Genomic DNA, 15,545 nt, shown 5'->3' with positions numbered 1-15,545 from the left:
CTCTTTGGCTCTTGGCACTCAACTCAACTTGAACCCACCCATCTGCCGCGCCAGATCATCCGCCAGCCGCTGCAACATCTGACAATCCTCACGACAGGCGCGAACCTCCCCCGCCGTGGCCCGGGCCAGATCGGAAATCCCCTGCACGTTGCGGTTGATCTCCTCGGTCACCGCCGACTGCTCTTCCGTCGCCGTCGCCACCTGATGGTTCATGTCGCTGATTCGCTCGACCTGCCCGGTAATCGCGGTCAAAGAAGCCCCGGTACGCTGACTCGATTCAACGCCAGTCCCCGTCGCGGCCTGACCGGTGCGCATTGAAGACACGGCATTCTCCGCCCCCTGCTTGAGGCTGCCGATCATCTGCTGAATCTCATCGGTAGATGCCTGGGTCCTGCGCGCCAGCGTCCGCACTTCATCCGCCACCACAGCAAAACCACGCCCCATGTCCCCGGCACGCGCCGCTTCAATCGCCGCATTCAATGCCAACAGATTGGTCTGTTCGGAAACACCGCGAATAACCGCCAATACTTGATCGATCGACGCCACCTGATGCGCCAGCTCACCCACCGCGCCGGCCGCGACGCCGATTTCATCGGACATGCTTTCTATATGGCGAATCGAACCGCCGACCACTTCCCGCGCCTGCATCGCTTCATCACGGGCGGTTTGCGAGGCGAGCGCGGCATTGCCGGCGTTCTGGGCGATTTCCTGCACGGTCAGGCCCATTTCGTGAACGGCGGTGGCGACCATGTCGGTCATTTCCTGCTGGCGGCCGGAGCGCTCGGCGGTGTTATCCACAACCCTGGCCACCTGGCCGACGGCGACACGCAGACGCTCGCTGGTGGTCAGCACTTCGCCGATCATCCCGCGCTGACTGTCGAGGAAACGGTTGAAGCCCCGGGCGAGGTCGCCCAGTTCATCGGCGCGGCTGGAATCTAACCGATGGGTCAAATCTCCACCACCGCTACCGATTGCTACCAGTGCAGCTGTTACCTGACGAATCGGTCGTACCAACCCCTGGGCCAGCCAGATCACCAGCGCCAGGCAAACCAGCGCCACCGCCAGACCGATGCCGCTGCTAATCCACATCGCCCGGCGAGCCTCGGCGTAGATCTGCGACTGTGGCACTTCGGCCACCAGGGTCCAGCCTAGGTCTCGCAAGGGCAAGCTGAAGGCGAGGAAGTCTTCACCGTCGCGCTGAAAGCTGCTGTTGGTCGCCACTTTGTGGCCCATGACCGCTTGCGCCGCGTTGGCGCCGATCTGCTCCGTGAGGGTGCGTTTGCCGCTGAACTGTGCCTCGGGATGGACCTGGATCAGCCCGTCGGAACGCACGAGATAGACCTTGCCGCGTTCGCCGAAGCTGAAGTTGTGGATCAGCTCCGACAGCTCTTTCATGCTCAGCCCGAGCCCCGCGACACCCACCACTTTGCCGGCCTGTTCGACCTTCAAATCGATGAACAGCGCCAGCTCTCCGGTAGCCCCGTCGTTGTCGATGTTCAGGGTGCGTGGCTGATTACTGTCGAGGAAAGAGTAGAACCAGGCATCGGCCGGTTTGGATCGGCTGAGGGTGCGATCCAGGCCTTTTTCGGTGATGTAGTGATTGGATTCGGTGCCTATGATCAGCGCCGTGAAGGCCTTGTGTTCGGCGCGGATGCCTTCCAGATACTGTGCAAAGCCCGCCGTTTTGCCGGAGTCTTCACCTGTGGCCAGCCAGTCACGGACCATGGTGTTGCTGGCGATGTCCTTGGCGGCGGTGAGGGGTTGAACGAGGATTCGTTCGATATCGTTGCGCGTCGCTTCGATGCTCGACGGCAACGCCTGTTCGACCAGATAGCTCTGGGCGAGGCGGTTGACCACCAGGGTATAAATGCCAACCACGATCAGGATGCTGACCAGCAGAGCGGTGCCCATGCCGAGGATCAGCTGCCATTGAATACTGCGACGCCAGAACTGCATGGAGCACCCCCAAAGAATAAGAGGCTGAAACACTGCAACAGCCGTGCCGATTGTATACAACGCAATCGACAATCTTATTCTTTGGTTGTGCGCAACCCCATCAACCCTGATTGATGGTCTTGGCGATGGTCTCGACCGTGGCGCTGACTTGCTCTTGGTAACGCTCGAGTTCTTCCTGATGCTGCTTCTTCATTTCAATCTGCTGCGAGCACAGATTCATCGCCGCCAGCACCAGCAGGCGATCACCGATCAGGGTCGGGTATTTGCGCTTGGTGTCGGCCAGCGCAGCCTTGAGCATCAATGCAGCGTCCAGCAGGGTCTGTTCTTCCCCGGCCGGTGCCTTGATCGAATAGTCCTCCCCCATGATGGAGATGACTTTTACCCCTGCTGTGCCGTGGTTCATGCGCTGACAGGACCTGCGTTGACGCGATCAACCAGGGCCTGGATGCGTGCGGCGGTGGCGCCGTGCTTTTCTTCCTGTTCCATCAGGCTCAGTTGCAGGCTTTCGTTTTCATCCTTGGCCTGGGCCAGTTCCGTGGACAGGGTCTGGTTGGTTTCCGACAGGGTCTGGTTCTGTTGCACCAGGTCACTGACGAGCTGTTCCAATTGGCTGAGGGATGCTTCCAACATTTTGATATTCCAGGGCTTTTTCAAAGGGCGCGTACGATAAAGAAAAGTCGTCGTGGATGCCAGGATTAAACCGGCGCAAGGCCCTGATTTTCCAGGCAGTCGACCATTCCTGCGAGTGTTAGAGACTGTGATCTGCCGATCTGGTTCCTGCACTTCGTCGCCCGACCCCTTATGCGACAAATACGCGCACCGCCTCAAGACTTTAGTCGTATGACCGATAAGTCATCCAACAGCAGTCTCAGCCCGCATGGATGCGGCCCTTCCCTGGTAATCGCACCATGTCCCTTCGCAATATGAATATCGCCCCCCGGGCGTTCACCGGTTTCGCCCTGATCGGTGGCCTGATGCTGATTCTCGGCGTGTTCGCCCTGAACCAGATGAGCAAGATCCGCGGCGCCGCCGAAAACATCACCACCACCAGCGTGCCGAGCATCAAGAACCTCGACGAGTTCACCCAACTGACCTTGCGTCTGCGGGTGCTGTCGTACCGCTTGCTGGTGAACCGCGAGCCGGACATCCAGCAGAAAACCGTCGAGCTGCTGGAAATGCGCAACCAGCAGATCCGCAAGGCCCAGACCGACTACGAGCCGCTGATCGGCAGCCCGCAGGAACGTGCAGCCTATGACCAATACGTGCAGTTGCTGGGCCAGTACCGCCAGATCGAAGACCGGATGAAAACCCTGTCGCGCAACAATCAGGTGGATGAGCTGCGCACTCTGCTGAACACCGAATTGCTGAACAACTCCGAAGCGATGAACACCGTGCTCAACCGCCTGATGCAGATCAACGGCGAGCAGATCAGCCAGACCAACCAGCAAGCCGCCGAGCAGTTTTCTTCGGCCTTCAGTCTCGTGGTGACGCTGTTGGTGATCGCCACCGGCCTGACTTTCCTCTTTGCGTGGCTGTTGACCCTGAGCATCACCAAGCCGATTTCCAAAGCGCTGGACGCGGCGGAAACCATCGCCGAAGGCAACCTGACCCAGCCGATCCACGTTGACGGCACCGACGAAGCCGGGCGCCTGCTGGCGGCCATGGCCAAGATGCAATCGAAGCTGCGCGATACCCTGCAGCGGATTTCCGGCTCGGCCACCCAACTGGCGTCTGCCGCTGAAGAGCTGAACAGCGTCACCGACGAAAGCGCCCGTGGCCTGACTCAGCAGAACAACGAAATCGAACAGGCCGCCACGGCGGTCAACGAGATGACCAGCGCGGTGGAAGAAGTTGCACGCAACGCGGTCAGCACCTCGGAAGCCTCGAAGAACGCCACCACTTCCGCCGGCGACGGTCGCGATCTGGTGCAGGAAACCGTCAGCGCCATCGAACGCATGAGCGCCGACGTGCAGAGCACCGCGACCCTGATCGGTGATCTGGCCAACGAATCCCGCGACATCGGCAAGGTGCTGGACGTGATCCGTGGCCTGGCTGACCAGACCAACCTGCTGGCACTAAACGCCGCCATCGAAGCGGCCCGTGCCGGTGAAGCCGGTCGTGGTTTTGCCGTGGTGGCCGACGAAGTCCGTGCCCTGGCGCACCGCACCCAGCAGTCGACCAGCGAAATCGAGCGCATGATCGGCAGCATCCAGAGCGGCACCGAACACGCCGTGGATTCGATGCGCAACAGCACCGAGCGCGCCGAGTCGACCCTGAACATCGCCCGTGGCGCCGGCCTGTCGCTGGACACCATCAACACCGCCATCGTCGAAATCAACGAGCGCAACCTGGTAATCGCCAGCGCCGCCGAAGAACAGGCGCAGGTAGCGCGGGAAGTCGACCGTAATCTGGTGAACATCCGCGATCTGTCGGTGCAATCGGCGACCGGCGCGAATCAGACCAGTGCGGCGAGCAACGAGCTGTCGCGTCTGGCGCTGGATCTGAACAATATGGTTGGGCGGTTCAGCCTCTAACCCTGCGCAACACTGATCGTTCCCACGCCCGTGGGGACGATCTTTCACTTCACTGAAAAACCTTTTTGACAGCATCACATTTCAACAGGTTAGAATCGCTGGCACGCAGACTGCATGGTCAGTTTGTGCCCGTCTTTCCGCTTCTGGAGTACTGCCTTTGAATGCGACGACCATCAACAGCCTGTTCTTGATCGGCGCGTTGCTGGTAGGTGCGAGCATTCTTGTCAGTTCCCTTTCGTCGCGTCTCGGCATCCCGATTCTGGTGATCATCCTCGCCGTCGGCATGACTGCCGGGGTCGATGGCGGCGGCATCATTTTCGATAACTACCCGACGGCCTATCTGGTCGGCAACCTCGCACTGGCGGTGATCCTCCTCGACGGCGGCTTGCGCACCCGGGTATCCAGTTTCCGCGTGGCCTTGTGGCCGGCCTTGTCGCTGGCCACGGTCGGTGTGCTGATAACCACCGGTCTCACCGGCATGGCCGCCGCGTGGCTGTTCGACCTGAATCTGATTCAGGGTCTGCTGATCGGCGCCATCGTCGGTTCCACGGACGCCGCGGCGGTATTCTCGCTGCTCGGCGGCAAGGGCCTGAACGAACGGGTGACCGCCAGTCTGGAAATCGAATCCGGCAGCAACGACCCGATGGCGGTGTTCCTCACCGTAACCCTGATCGACATGCTCGCGAGCGGCCAGACCGGCCTGCACTGGAGCCTGCTGACCCACCTGATCCGCGAGTTCGGCATCGGTGGCGTGATCGGCCTCGGCGGCGGCTGGCTGATGCTGCAACTGGTCAACCGGATCAACCTCGCCACCGGCCTCTATCCGATTCTGGTGATCGCCGGTGGTCTGGTGGTGTTTGCCCTGACCAACGCCCTGCACGGCAGCGGCTTCCTCGCCGTTTACCTGTGCGGCCTGGTGATCGGCAACCGTCCGGTACGCAGCCGCCACGGCATCCTGCACATGCTCGACGGCATGGCGTGGCTGGCGCAGATCGGCATGTTCCTAGTGCTTGGGCTGCTGGTCACTCCGCATGACTTGCTGCCGATCGCCCTGCCTGCTCTGGGCCTGGCGCTTTGGATGATTCTGTTCGCGCGACCGCTGTCGGTAGTGGTCGGCTTGCTGCCGTTCAAGGCCTTCCACGGTCGCGAAAAGGCCTTCATTTCCTGGGTCGGCCTGCGTGGCGCGGTACCGATCATTCTGGCGGTGTTCCCGCTGATGGCCGGGCTGCCGAATGCGCAGCTGTACTTCAACCTCGCGTTCTTCATCGTGCTGGTGTCCTTGCTGGTGCAGGGCACGAGCCTGCCGTGGGTGGCCAGACTGCTCAAGGTAACGGTGCCGCCGGAGCCTGCGCCGATCTCCCGTTCGGCCCTGGAAGTGCACATCACCAGCGAGTGGGAACTGTTCGTTTACAAGCTCGGCGCAGAGAAATGGTGCATCGGATCGCCCCTGCGCGAGCTGAAAATGCCCGAAGGCACCCGTATCGCCGCCCTGTTTCGCGGCCAGCAACTGCTCCATCCGTCGGGTAGTACGGTGCTGGAAGTCGATGATTTGCTGTGTGTTATCGGCCATGAACACAACTTGCCGGCCCTTGGAAAACTGTTCAGCCAGGCACCGCAACGAGGCCTCGACCTGCGCTTCTTCGGCGACTTCGTACTCGAAGGAGACGCCCAGCTCAAAGCGGTTGCGGCCCTTTATGGCCTGTCGGCCGAAGGCATCGATCCGGACATGACCCTGGGCCACTTCATCGCCCAGAAAGTCGGCGGTGCACCGATCGTTGGCGACCAGGTGGAGTGGAACAATACCCACTGGACGGTGGCGGTCATGGACGGGAACAAGATCGCCAAAGTGGGCGTCAGATTCCCCGAAGGAAGTCGCCCGGGCCCCGGACTCTTCCTCTAAACTGCCTCCACTCTCACTTGCTTGACCGGTCTCTATGCCTACCCTGCGCTCCTTTTTCCTCGCGGCCCTGCTGGGCCTGAGTCTTACTGTCGGCCCGCTGCAGGCCGCAGAACCGCCGTCCAGCGAAGCCGTGCAGGCGAACCTGGACAAACTCACTGACAGCAAACTGCCCGAGGCCGACAAAAAGGCCCTGCAAACGCTCCTGCAAAACACGCTGAACCAGCTCAACAACCGGCGTGACTACGATCAGAAACTGATCGACCTCAAGCAGCAACTGGCCACGGCGCCGAAGCAAACCATCGAGAACACCCGCGAACTGGCACGCCTCAAGGCCACTGCCGTGGTACCGGTAGCGCAGCGTTTCACCAAAGAGAACATCCAGCAGCTGGAGCAGATCCTCACCGAGCGCTCGACCCAGCAGAGCGACCTGCAAAAAGCCCTGGCGGATGCCAACAGCCTGATCATCACCGCGCAGACCCGTCCGGAGCGCGCCCAGGCAGAAATCGCCAGCAGTCAGACCCGCATCCAGCAGATCAACAACATCCTCAAGACCGGCAAGGACAGCGGCAAGACCCTGAGTGCCGAACAACGCGACCTGCTCAACGCCGAGCTGGCGTCGCTCAATGCCCTGATCCCGCTGCGCCGCCAGGAACTGGCCGGCAACAACCAGTTGCAGGATCTGGGCAACAGCCAGCATGACCTGCTCACGGAAAAATCCGACCGTCTGGACCACGAGATCCAGGAGCTGCAGACCCTGATCAACCAGAAGCGTCTGACCCTGTCTCAGGAAACCGTGACACAGCAGTCGATCGAGGCTCAGAAGTCCGGCAGCAGCACCCTGCTCGCCACTGAAAGCGCGGCCAACCTCAAGCTCTCCGACTACCTGCTCAAAAGCACCGACCGCCTCAACGAGCTGACCCAGCAGAATCTGCAGACCAAGCAGCAACTGGACAGCGTGACCCAGAGCGACTCGGCCCTCGACGAGCAGATCAACGTGCTCAAGGGCAGTTTGCTGCTGTCGAAGATTCTCTATAAACAGAAGCAGGCGCTGCCGCGTCTCAAGGTCGACCGCGATCTGGCGGACCAGATTGCCGACATTCGCCTGTACCAGTTCGAAATCAACCAGCAACGAGAACAACTGAGCAACCCGGCGACTTACGTCGACACCCTGCTGTCCACCCAGCCGCCGGAGCAAGTCACAGCGCAACTTCGCAAAAACCTGCTGGATCTGGCCAACACTCGCGTCGATCTGCTGGATCGGCTGAGCCGCGAACTGAGCGCGATGCTCAACGAGTCGATCACCCTGCAACTGAACCAGAAGCAACTGCTGAGCACCGCGCAAAGCCTGCGCGCGACCCTCGACGAGCAGATGTTCTGGATTCCCAGCAACAAGCCGCTGGACTCCGAGTGGCTGCGCGGTGTGCCGGAGCGCCTGAAACGCCAGATCGACACCCTGCCGCTGGCCTCCAGCCTCAGCGAACTGACTGACGGCCTGACCCAGCGCCCGCTGCTGTTCCTGCCACTGGCGCTGCTGATCGGCGCCTTGCTGTGGCGGCGCAAGCAACTGTATGCACGCCTGAACAAGGTTCACCAGGACATCGGCCACTTCAAACGTGACAGCCAGTGGCACACGCCGCAGGCGATCCTGATCAACATCCTGCTGGCGATGCCGGTGGCGCTGGGTCTTGCGCTGTGCGGGCTGGCGCTGCAGATCGACGCCCGTGGCCAGAACGCCAACATGGGCGCCGCCCTGCTGCAAATGGGTCAGGCGTGGCTGGTGTTCTACACCGCTTACCGGATTCTTGCGCCGGGCGGTGTGGCTGAACTGCACTTCCGTTGGGAGAAGCCGCAGGTCGAATTCCTTCAGGGCTGGGTGCGTCGCCTTGGTCTGGTGGTCATGGCTCTCGTGGCGGTGGTGGCAGTCGCCGAACTGCAGCCGGCGGCGCTGGCCGATGACGTCATCGGCATGCCGGTGGTGCTGACTTGCTACGCCCTGATGGCGTGGCTGCTCAGTCGCCTGCTGATCAGCAGCCCGACCCACGAAAACGCCTCGCTGTTCCGCAAGGCCGTGGGGATCATGTTCACCCTGCTGCCCATCGCGCTGTTCGTCGCGGTGTGCTTCGGCTACTACTACACCGCGCTGAAACTCAGCGACCGTTTGATCAATACCCTGTACCTGCTCATGTTCTGGCTGGTGATCGAGGCGACTTTCGTCCGTGGTCTGGCAGTTGCCGCTCGGCGCCTGGCCTACCAACGCGCACTGGCCAAACGTCAGGCAGCGAAAGAAGCCGGCGACGGCGAAGCGGTGATCGAAGAACCGACCCTCGACATCGAGAAGGTCAACGAACAGTCCCTGCGCCTGATCCGTCTGGCCCTGCTCGGCGGTTTCATCGCCGCGCTGTACTGGGTCTGGGCCGACCTGATCACCGTGTTCTCGTACCTCGACAACATCACCCTCTACGAGTACACCAGCGGCACCGGCGCCAACATGAGCATGGTGCCGATCAGCATCGGCGACATGCTCGGCGCGCTGATCATTATCGGCATTACCTTTGCGCTCGCACGCAACCTGCCGGGCCTGCTTGAAGTGTTCGTGCTGTCGAAACTCAATCTGGCCCAGGGCAGTGCCTACGCGACCACGACGCTGCTGTCCTACGTGATCGCCGGCGTCGGCTTCGTCTCCACCCTGTCGACCCTCGGCGTGAGCTGGGACAAGTTGCAATGGCTGGTGGCGGCGCTGTCGGTCGGCCTCGGTTTCGGGATGCAGGAGATCTTCGCGAACTTCATCTCCGGCATCATGATCCTGTTCGAACGCCCGGTGCGGATCGGCGACACTATCACCATCGGCAACCTGTCGGGCACCGTGAGCAAGATCCGCATCCGCGCCACGACCATCACCGACTTCGACCGCAAGGACATCATTGTCCCGAACAAGACGTTCATCACCGGGCAACTGATCAACTGGTCGCTGACCGACACCATCACCCGGGTGACGCTGAAACTCGGTGTGGATTACGGTTCGGATCTGGATCTGGTCAAGGAGCTGCTGCTCAAGGCTGCCCGGGAAAACCCGCGCGTGCTCAAAGAACCCGAGCCGCACGTGTACTTCCTCAACTTCGGCGAAAGCACCCTCGACCACGAGCTGCGCATGCATGTGCGCGACCTCGGCGACCGCAATCCGGTGATCGACGAGGTCAACCGCTTCATCAATCGCGAGTTCAAGAAACAGCACATCAACATCTCGTTCCGGCAGATGGAGGTGTACCTGAAGAACCTTCACGGTCAGGAGTACAAACTGGTGCCGGTCGAAGACGACAGCAAAACCATCGTGCCCGTCAGCGGCGAGCAAAAACCGCTGCAAGAGCCGCCGCCCGCCAAACTCGACTAACCGGGCTAATCCCAGCAGAATGCTCGGACATTCTGCTGGAGCCGGCCCTTGAAAGCCCTCGACGAACTGACCTTCGACAACCGCTTCGCCCGTCTGGGCGACGCGTTCTCGGCCCATGTGCTGCCCGAACCGATCGACAATCCTCGGCTGGTGGTTGCCAGCCCGGCGGCCCTGGCTCTGCTGGATCTGGAACCGGCGACCGCCGACACCCAGGAATTTGCCGAACTGTTCGGCGGCCACAAGTTGTGGGCCGATGCAGAACCGCGGGCGATGGTCTATTCCGGGCATCAGTTCGGCGGGTATACGCCGCAACTGGGCGATGGTCGCGGGCTGTTGCTGGGCGAGGTCTACAACGCGGCCGGCGAACACTGGGACCTGCACCTCAAGGGCGCAGGTCAGACACCGTTTTCGCGCATGGGCGATGGTCGTGCCGTGCTGCGTTCGTCGATCCGTGAGTTTCTTGCATCCGAAGCGCTGTATGCGCTGAACATCCCGTCTTCACGCGCCGCCTGCGTGATCGGTTCCGACACCCCGGTGTGGCGTGAGAAACAGGAGCGCGCCGCAATGGTGCTGCGTCTGGCACCTAGCCACGTGCGCTTCGGCCATTTCGAATATTTCTATTACACCAAGCGTCCCGAGCAGCAGAAGCAGCTCGGCGAGCACGTGTTGGCGATGCACTTCCCCGAGTGCCTGGAACAGCCGGAGCCGTATCTGGCAATGTTCCGCGAAATCGTCGAGCGCAACGCCGAGCTGATCGCCAAGTGGCAGGCCTACGGTTTCTGCCACGGGGTGATGAACACCGACAACATGTCGATCCTCGGCATCACCTTCGACTTCGGTCCGTTCGCCTTCCTCGACGACTTCGACGCGAACTTCATCTGCAACCACTCCGACGATCAGGGCCGTTACTCGTTCAGCAATCAGGTCCCCGTCGGCCAGTGGAACCTCAGCGCCCTGGCCCAGGCCCTGACGCCATTCATCAGCGTCGAAGCCCTGCGCGAGACCCTTGGCCTGTACCTGCCGCTGTTCCAGGCGCACTACCTCGACCTGATGCGCCGACGTTTGGGCCTCACTACGGCCGAGGACGACGACCAGCAACTGCTGGAACAACTGCTGCAATTGATGCAGAACAGCGGCGTCGACTACACGCTATTTTTCCGTCGTCTGGGCGAGGAATCAGCAGACCAGGCGATTGCCCGGCTGCGCGATGACTTTGTGGATATCCGAGGCTTCGACGCCTGGGGCGAACGCTATGTCGCCCGTGTCGCACGCGATGGCGCGACCGATCAGGAACAACGCCGCGCGCGAATGCATGCGGTGAATCCGCTGTACATCCTGCGCAATTACCTGGCGCAGAAGGCGATCGATGCGGCGGAACAGGGTGATTACTCGGAGGTGCGCCGACTGCATGCGGTGTTGAGCAATCCATTCGAGGAACAGCCTGGAATGGACAGCTATGCGGAACGGCCGCCGGAGTGGGGCAAGCATCTGGAGATCAGTTGTTCGTCGTGAGGAGGCTCAATCCAACGGATCAATTGCGCTGACTACCCGAGCGACGATGTCCGCCATCGTCACGTCGTCCAGTCGCTCAATAAACTTCGCGTTTCCCTCTCGTACACGCTGTTCGATATCAAAGCTACGAACCTGATTACACACCGCGACACCATTGGTTTCGTGACCAGAAATGGTCACGGCCAATCCCGAGGTTCGACTGAAATTGCCGCCGCTGGTGATCGGTACGGTCATGCTGACGCCCAAAGCATTTATCTCCCGAGGAGTGATGACTACAAAACGATGCCTGTTCATCATCTCCCGCCCGGCCACGGGATTGGGATCAATCCAGTAAACATCTCCCCGCTGCGGGGGCTGTCGACGCACCATCAACCCAGCTCCCTGCCAACAGGCTCACCTTCGCGAGCTTCGGCAGTTTGAGCATTCAGTTCTTGCAACTGCTCAGCGCCTTCAAGCAGTTCGACCAAGCTATAACGCTTGCGAGCAAGAGGCGCCACGGGGCGAGCTATCAACTCCCCTTCAACCACATTCAGCTCCAGTTGAGCTCCCACATCCAAATGCAACAGCTTCAACAGCGTTGGCGGAATCGTTATGACTGCAGCGCCTCCTGACGGCGAATTCTGGACGTTACGGACATGAAGTCACTCCGATCCGGTAAGTGGAAATCATCGATCTCTCGATTTGTGCAACAAAAGTAGCACGCAGATACAGTCAAAGCGATCTCCTCACGACGAGCGTTAAAAACAGGAATTTGCTCTCAGCCTAGACATCAATCGAAAGGTGGCCGGCGGAAAACTGTGACGATTCAAGACATTGATAAATGACTCCCTCGACACCAGATCAGTGACATCAACTGCTCAATCGAGACCTATCATGACCGACCCGCTCCTCATCCCCTGCCCTTCCTGCAACGGCCTCAACCGCATTCCCGCCGAACGCCTCGGCGACCACCCGAAATGCGGGCGCTGCAAGTCCGAGGTGCTGTTGAACAAGCCGTTCGAGCTCAAGCAAGGCGATTACGCCAGCCAGATCAAGGGCGATCTGCCGTTGTTGGTGGATGTGTGGGCGGACTGGTGCGGGCCGTGCAAATCGTTTGCGCCGGTGTTCGAGCAGGCAGCGGCGCAACTGGCGGGCAAATGCCGGCTGGCCAAGCTGGACAGCGAGGCCAATCAGCAGTTGTCGGCGCAGTTGGGGATCCGTTCGATTCCGAGCCTGATCCTGTTCAAAAATGGCCGGGAGGTGGCGCGGCAGAGCGGGGCGTTTCCGCTGCCGCAACTGATGGCGTGGTTGCGCAGTCAAGGCATCTGACGCAACACCTGCCAGTGTGGGAGCTGGCTCCCACACTGGTTTTTTTCAGGCGTCTTCGAGCAGGTTGTGCAGCTCGACGAACTGCTGCGTCAGCTTGTGTCGCGGATCGAGATGGATCAGCGGTGTGCTGGCCTGGTGCGATTCGCGCATGCGCACTGAGCTGGCAAGGTAAACCGGCAACACCGGCAACCCTTCGGCGATCAACTCGTCGAGCATCTGCTGCGGCAGGCTGGCCCGGGCCTGGAACTGATTGACGACGATGCCTTCGACTTCCAGGCCTTCGTTGTGGTCGTCCTTCAACTCTTCGATCTCCGACATCAGCCCGTACAGCGCCTGACGGGAAAAGCTGTCGCAATCGAAGGGAATCAGCACACGATCAGCGGCAATCAGCGCCGAAACCGCATAAAAATTCAAGGCTGGCGGGGTATCGAGGTAGATGCGGTCGTATTCGCCGTCCAGCTCTTCCAGCAACTTACGCAGCTTGTTGATCTTGTGCTTGGCCTCGAGCTTGGGCTGCAGATCGGCCAGCTCCGCCGTGGCGGTGATGATGTGCAGGTTGTCGAACGGGGTTTCGTAGATATCGGCCTTGTTCTTCTTGGAGAACGGGCCCGAGGACAGGGTCTGCTTGAAGAAGTCGGCGATGCCCATCGGAATGTCATTACCGGTGAGCCCGGTCAGGTACTGAGTGGAGTTGGCCTGGGCATCGAGATCCACCAACAGCGTGCGATAACCCTCGCTGGCGCTGACCGCCGCCAGATTGCAGGCGATGCTGGATTTGCCCACGCCACCTTTCTGATTGAACACCACGCGCCGCATGACAAAACCTCCGTGTATCAAAGAATGACCGAGTGTAGTGGTGCCCGGCCCCGCTTCGCTACCTTCATGGATGCGGACTACAGAGTCAGACGCCAATCTCTCATTCAACACGGCGCAAAGACTGCCAATGGCCGCTGATATGCCTGACAGAAAAATCCCGCGCAGCGTGGATAATGGCCAAGTGACAGTTTTCGCGTTGTACCTTTCGGTCCATTTCAGCGCGCAAAATGTAACCAGCATTTGCTACACACTCGTCGCACCGGGATAATGCGCGCCACCCGGCGCCAAGCGCCACGCCACTTTCGGCAAGGTCAGCTCCTCTGTGGCTTTGGCAGAACCGCGTCAAAAACAGCCCGCAGGGGCGGGATGAATGTCCGTGATCAACTTCAACATCGCCCAATGGCGCGCCTGGGCTCCCGGGCTCGACAGCGTGGACGCCTGGCAAGCCTGGAGCCGACAGCCGGTCGTGCTCCCGAGCAGCGATGCCGCGCCCGATGTGTCGTTCCTTCCCGCCATGCAGCGCCGCCGTCTCAGTCGCCTGGCGCGGATGGCCTTCAGTGTCGGCTGGCCACTGGCCGACGGTCGGGAAAACCTGCCGCTGGTGTTCGTGTCCCGTCACGGCGAAACGCCGCGCACCTTCGAAATCCTCAGTGACCTGGCCAACGAGCAGCCGTTGTCACCGACCCAGTTCAGCCTCTCCGTGCACAACGCGATCATCGGCCTGTGGTCGATCATGCGCGGCGAAACCAGCGAGATGACGGCCCTCGCCGCCGCTGGCGACGGCCTCGAACACGGCGTGCTGGAAGCCGCCGCCCTGCTGGAGGAAGGCGCGCCCGCCGTACTGTTGGTGATCACCGAAGAACAGCCGCCCCAGGCCTATTCGGCGTGGGTCGATGATGTGCCGTTTCCGTACGCGGTCGGCTTGCTGCTGACCCCCGGTACCGACTGGCGGCTGACCCTGAACAGCGCCCCCGAAGCACTGTCCAAAGCGCAATGGCCCCATGCACTGAATCTGCTGCAAACCCTGCTCGGCCAGCAAACCCTTTGCCAACATGCCTGGAAAAATCGTGTATGGACCTGGCAACGCAACCCGTGACCGAAAAGCACCGCGACGCCTACTACTGGCGCCTGCTGGCCACTGCCCTCAGTTTTGCCCTGTTCGGGCTGGGCGGACTGTGCCTGCGTTTGTTGGTGTTTCCGCTGCTGGGCTGCCTGCCAGGCGATGCGAAAGCCCATCGCGAGCGGGCGCGGCAGACCGTCAGTCGGCTGTTCTGGTTTTTCGTCCGGTTCATGGCCCGTACCGGCGTGTTGACCTATGACATTCAGGGTGCCGAACGCCTCGGCCGGCCGGGGCAGATGATCATCGCCAACCACCCGTCGCTGATCGATGTGGTGTTCCTGATCGGCCTGGTACGCCACGCCAATTGCGTGGTGAAGAAAACGCTGTGGGAAAACCCTTTCACCCGTGGCCCACTGCGCAGCACCGAATACATCAGCAACGACGGCAGCATGGACATGCTCGATGCCGCCGCCGGCGCATTGCAGGATGGCCAGACCCTGATCATTTTCCCGGAGGGCACGCGCACCCAACCCGGTCAGGCCCCGGCCTTTCATCGGGGGGCTGCGGCCATCGCGCTGCGCGGTGCGAAAATCCTGACGCCGGTCATCATCAAGGTCAGCCCGACCACCCTGACCAAGGCCGAGCCGTGGTATCGCATCCCGAGCCGCCGTGTTCACTTCAGTTTTCGCGTCGGGGCCGATATAGACCCACAGACCTTTGCCGCACAAGGTCCTGCACCGCAGGCCTCGCGCAAGCTCAACGACTTTCTGCACCATTTTTTTATCAAGGAGCTCGCCGAAGATGAGCGATCTGCACCGTGAGATAAAACTGCTGATCATCGACGCCCTGGGCCTCGAAGACATCAGCGTCGACGATATTGGCGACGACCAGACGCTGTTCGGCGAGGGCCTGGGCCTGGATTCCGTCGACGCTCTGGAGCTTGGCCTGGCGATCCAGAAAAAGTACGGCATCAAGATCGACGCCGACGCCAAGGACACCCGCAACCATTTCACCAACGTGGCGAGCCTCGCGGCGTTCGTCACGGCAAAACAGGCAGCTTGAGACCGGACC

General features: G+C 61.0%; 14 protein-coding genes and 1 pseudogene. 9 read left to right on the top strand and 6 right to left on the bottom strand.

The genetic code is table 11. The features are described 5' to 3' along the window. Nucleotides 1-18: 18 nt before the first annotated feature. From R1A29_RS01780 to R1A29_RS01770, 3 genes are all read right to left on the bottom strand, one after another. Nucleotides 19-1,956 carry a methyl-accepting chemotaxis protein gene (locus R1A29_RS01780; RefSeq protein WP_438300479.1) on the bottom strand — a complete coding sequence of 646 codons (1,938 nt, stop codon included), beginning with the start codon at nucleotides 1,954-1,956 and terminating at the stop codon, nucleotides 19-21. 100 nt (nucleotides 1,957-2,056) lie between these two features. Continuing rightward, a complete protein-coding gene (locus R1A29_RS01775; RefSeq protein WP_007952314.1) occupies nucleotides 2,057-2,359 on the bottom strand; it encodes a cell division protein ZapA in 303 nt (100 codons plus the stop codon). Further along, nucleotides 2,356-2,586: a hypothetical protein gene (locus R1A29_RS01770; RefSeq protein WP_007952320.1), complete on the bottom strand. Its 231-nt coding sequence runs from the start codon at nucleotides 2,584-2,586 to the stop codon at nucleotides 2,356-2,358. The genes R1A29_RS01775 and R1A29_RS01770 overlap by 4 nt, the downstream gene beginning before the upstream one ends. Nucleotides 2,587-2,837: 251 nt before the next feature. Here R1A29_RS01770 and R1A29_RS01765 point away from each other — a divergent pair. The 5 genes and pseudogenes from R1A29_RS01765 to selO form a co-directional block, all read left to right on the top strand. Next, a pseudogene (locus R1A29_RS01765) lies at nucleotides 2,838-3,587 on the top strand (MCP four helix bundle domain-containing protein); the annotation flags it as partial. Between the two features lie 30 nt (nucleotides 3,588-3,617). Continuing rightward, nucleotides 3,618-4,490, top strand: a complete 873-nt coding sequence (locus R1A29_RS01760; protein ID WP_371850982.1) for a methyl-accepting chemotaxis protein — start codon at nucleotides 3,618-3,620, stop codon at nucleotides 4,488-4,490. Nucleotides 4,491-4,647: 157 nt separating this feature from the next. Continuing rightward, nucleotides 4,648-6,390: a potassium/proton antiporter gene (locus tag R1A29_RS01755; protein ID WP_085711091.1), complete on the top strand. Its 1,743-nt coding sequence runs from the start codon at nucleotides 4,648-4,650 to the stop codon at nucleotides 6,388-6,390. A gap of 34 nt (nucleotides 6,391-6,424) precedes the next feature. Then, nucleotides 6,425-9,778: a mechanosensitive channel MscK gene (gene mscK, locus R1A29_RS01750; RefSeq protein ID WP_438300478.1), complete on the top strand. Its 3,354-nt coding sequence runs from the start codon at nucleotides 6,425-6,427 to the stop codon at nucleotides 9,776-9,778. Between the two features lie 48 nt (nucleotides 9,779-9,826). Beyond that, a complete protein-coding gene (gene selO / locus R1A29_RS01745) occupies nucleotides 9,827-11,290 on the top strand; it encodes a protein adenylyltransferase SelO (RefSeq protein ID WP_438300477.1) in 1,464 nt (487 codons plus the stop codon). 6 nt (nucleotides 11,291-11,296) lie between these two features. On the opposite strand, the gene R1A29_RS01740 is transcribed toward selO, so the two are convergent. Next, nucleotides 11,297-11,659: a type II toxin-antitoxin system PemK/MazF family toxin gene (locus tag R1A29_RS01740; protein WP_085711088.1), complete on the bottom strand. Its 363-nt coding sequence runs from the start codon at nucleotides 11,657-11,659 to the stop codon at nucleotides 11,297-11,299. After that, on the bottom strand, nucleotides 11,659-11,862 hold the full coding sequence (locus tag R1A29_RS01735; RefSeq protein WP_438300476.1) for an AbrB/MazE/SpoVT family DNA-binding domain-containing protein: 204 nt from the start codon (nucleotides 11,860-11,862) through the stop codon (nucleotides 11,659-11,661). Before R1A29_RS01735 ends, R1A29_RS01740 begins: the two co-directional genes overlap by 1 nt. 301 nt (nucleotides 11,863-12,163) lie before the next feature. Here R1A29_RS01735 and trxC point away from each other — a divergent pair, with 301 nt between their 5' ends. Beyond that, nucleotides 12,164-12,598, top strand: coding sequence for a thioredoxin TrxC (gene trxC / locus R1A29_RS01730; protein ID WP_114881153.1), 435 nt, complete (start codon nucleotides 12,164-12,166; stop codon nucleotides 12,596-12,598). Nucleotides 12,599-12,643: 45 nt separating this feature from the next. Here the strand turns inward: trxC and R1A29_RS01725 are convergent, their stop codons facing one another. Beyond that, a complete protein-coding gene (locus R1A29_RS01725; RefSeq protein ID WP_085711085.1) occupies nucleotides 12,644-13,414 on the bottom strand; it encodes a ParA family protein in 771 nt (256 codons plus the stop codon). A gap of 370 nt (nucleotides 13,415-13,784) precedes the next feature. Here R1A29_RS01725 and R1A29_RS01720 point away from each other — a divergent pair, with 370 nt between their 5' ends. From R1A29_RS01720 to R1A29_RS01710, 3 genes are read left to right on the top strand one after another with little or no spacing between them, the layout of a single operon-like run. Further along, the gene (locus tag R1A29_RS01720) at nucleotides 13,785-14,510 is read left to right on the top strand and encodes a beta-ketoacyl synthase chain length factor (RefSeq protein WP_438300475.1); all 726 of its coding nucleotides are present in this window, start codon (nucleotides 13,785-13,787) and stop codon (nucleotides 14,508-14,510) included. After that, nucleotides 14,486-15,295 carry a lysophospholipid acyltransferase family protein gene (locus R1A29_RS01715; RefSeq protein ID WP_119429509.1) on the top strand — a complete coding sequence of 270 codons (810 nt, stop codon included), beginning with the start codon at nucleotides 14,486-14,488 and terminating at the stop codon, nucleotides 15,293-15,295. The genes R1A29_RS01720 and R1A29_RS01715 overlap by 25 nt, the downstream gene beginning before the upstream one ends. Continuing rightward, entirely contained in the window at nucleotides 15,276-15,536 is a 261-nt protein-coding gene (locus R1A29_RS01710; RefSeq protein WP_085711082.1) for a phosphopantetheine-binding protein, read from the top strand. The genes R1A29_RS01715 and R1A29_RS01710 overlap by 20 nt, the downstream gene beginning before the upstream one ends. The last annotated feature ends 9 nt before the right edge of the window (nucleotides 15,537-15,545 follow it).

The organism is Pseudomonas sp. NMS19W (assembly GCF_051554255.1).
In the GTDB taxonomy this organism is placed as follows: Bacteria; Pseudomonadota; Gammaproteobacteria; order Pseudomonadales; family Pseudomonadaceae; genus Aquipseudomonas; species Aquipseudomonas kribbensis.
The sequence above is the reverse complement of the archived record's forward strand: the minus strand, read 5'-3'. Positions and strand labels throughout refer to the sequence as shown.

What these genes read in the sequence shown, in the direction of transcription:
- R1A29_RS01710 (WP_085711082.1), top strand. Translation starts at nt 15,276, where the DNA reads ATGAGCGATCTGCACCGTGAGATAAAACTGCTGATCATCGACGCCCTG.
- R1A29_RS01725 (WP_085711085.1), bottom strand. Translation starts at nt 13,414, where the DNA reads ATGCGGCGCGTGGTGTTCAATCAGAAAGGTGGCGTGGGCAAATCCAGC.
- R1A29_RS01780 (WP_438300479.1), bottom strand. Translation starts at nt 1,956, where the DNA reads ATGCAGTTCTGGCGTCGCAGTATTCAATGGCAGCTGATCCTCGGCATG.
- mscK (WP_438300478.1), top strand. Translation starts at nt 6,425, where the DNA reads ATGCCTACCCTGCGCTCCTTTTTCCTCGCGGCCCTGCTGGGCCTGAGT.
- R1A29_RS01715 (WP_119429509.1), top strand. Translation starts at nt 14,486, where the DNA reads ATGGACCTGGCAACGCAACCCGTGACCGAAAAGCACCGCGACGCCTAC.
- R1A29_RS01770 (WP_007952320.1), bottom strand. Translation starts at nt 2,586, where the DNA reads ATGTTGGAAGCATCCCTCAGCCAATTGGAACAGCTCGTCAGTGACCTG.
- R1A29_RS01740 (WP_085711088.1), bottom strand. Translation starts at nt 11,659, where the DNA reads ATGGTGCGTCGACAGCCCCCGCAGCGGGGAGATGTTTACTGGATTGAT.
- R1A29_RS01720 (WP_438300475.1), top strand. Translation starts at nt 13,785, where the DNA reads ATGTCCGTGATCAACTTCAACATCGCCCAATGGCGCGCCTGGGCTCCC.
- R1A29_RS01760 (WP_371850982.1), top strand. Translation starts at nt 3,618, where the DNA reads ATGGCCAAGATGCAATCGAAGCTGCGCGATACCCTGCAGCGGATTTCC.
- R1A29_RS01775 (WP_007952314.1), bottom strand. Translation starts at nt 2,359, where the DNA reads ATGAACCACGGCACAGCAGGGGTAAAAGTCATCTCCATCATGGGGGAG.
- trxC (WP_114881153.1), top strand. Translation starts at nt 12,164, where the DNA reads ATGACCGACCCGCTCCTCATCCCCTGCCCTTCCTGCAACGGCCTCAAC.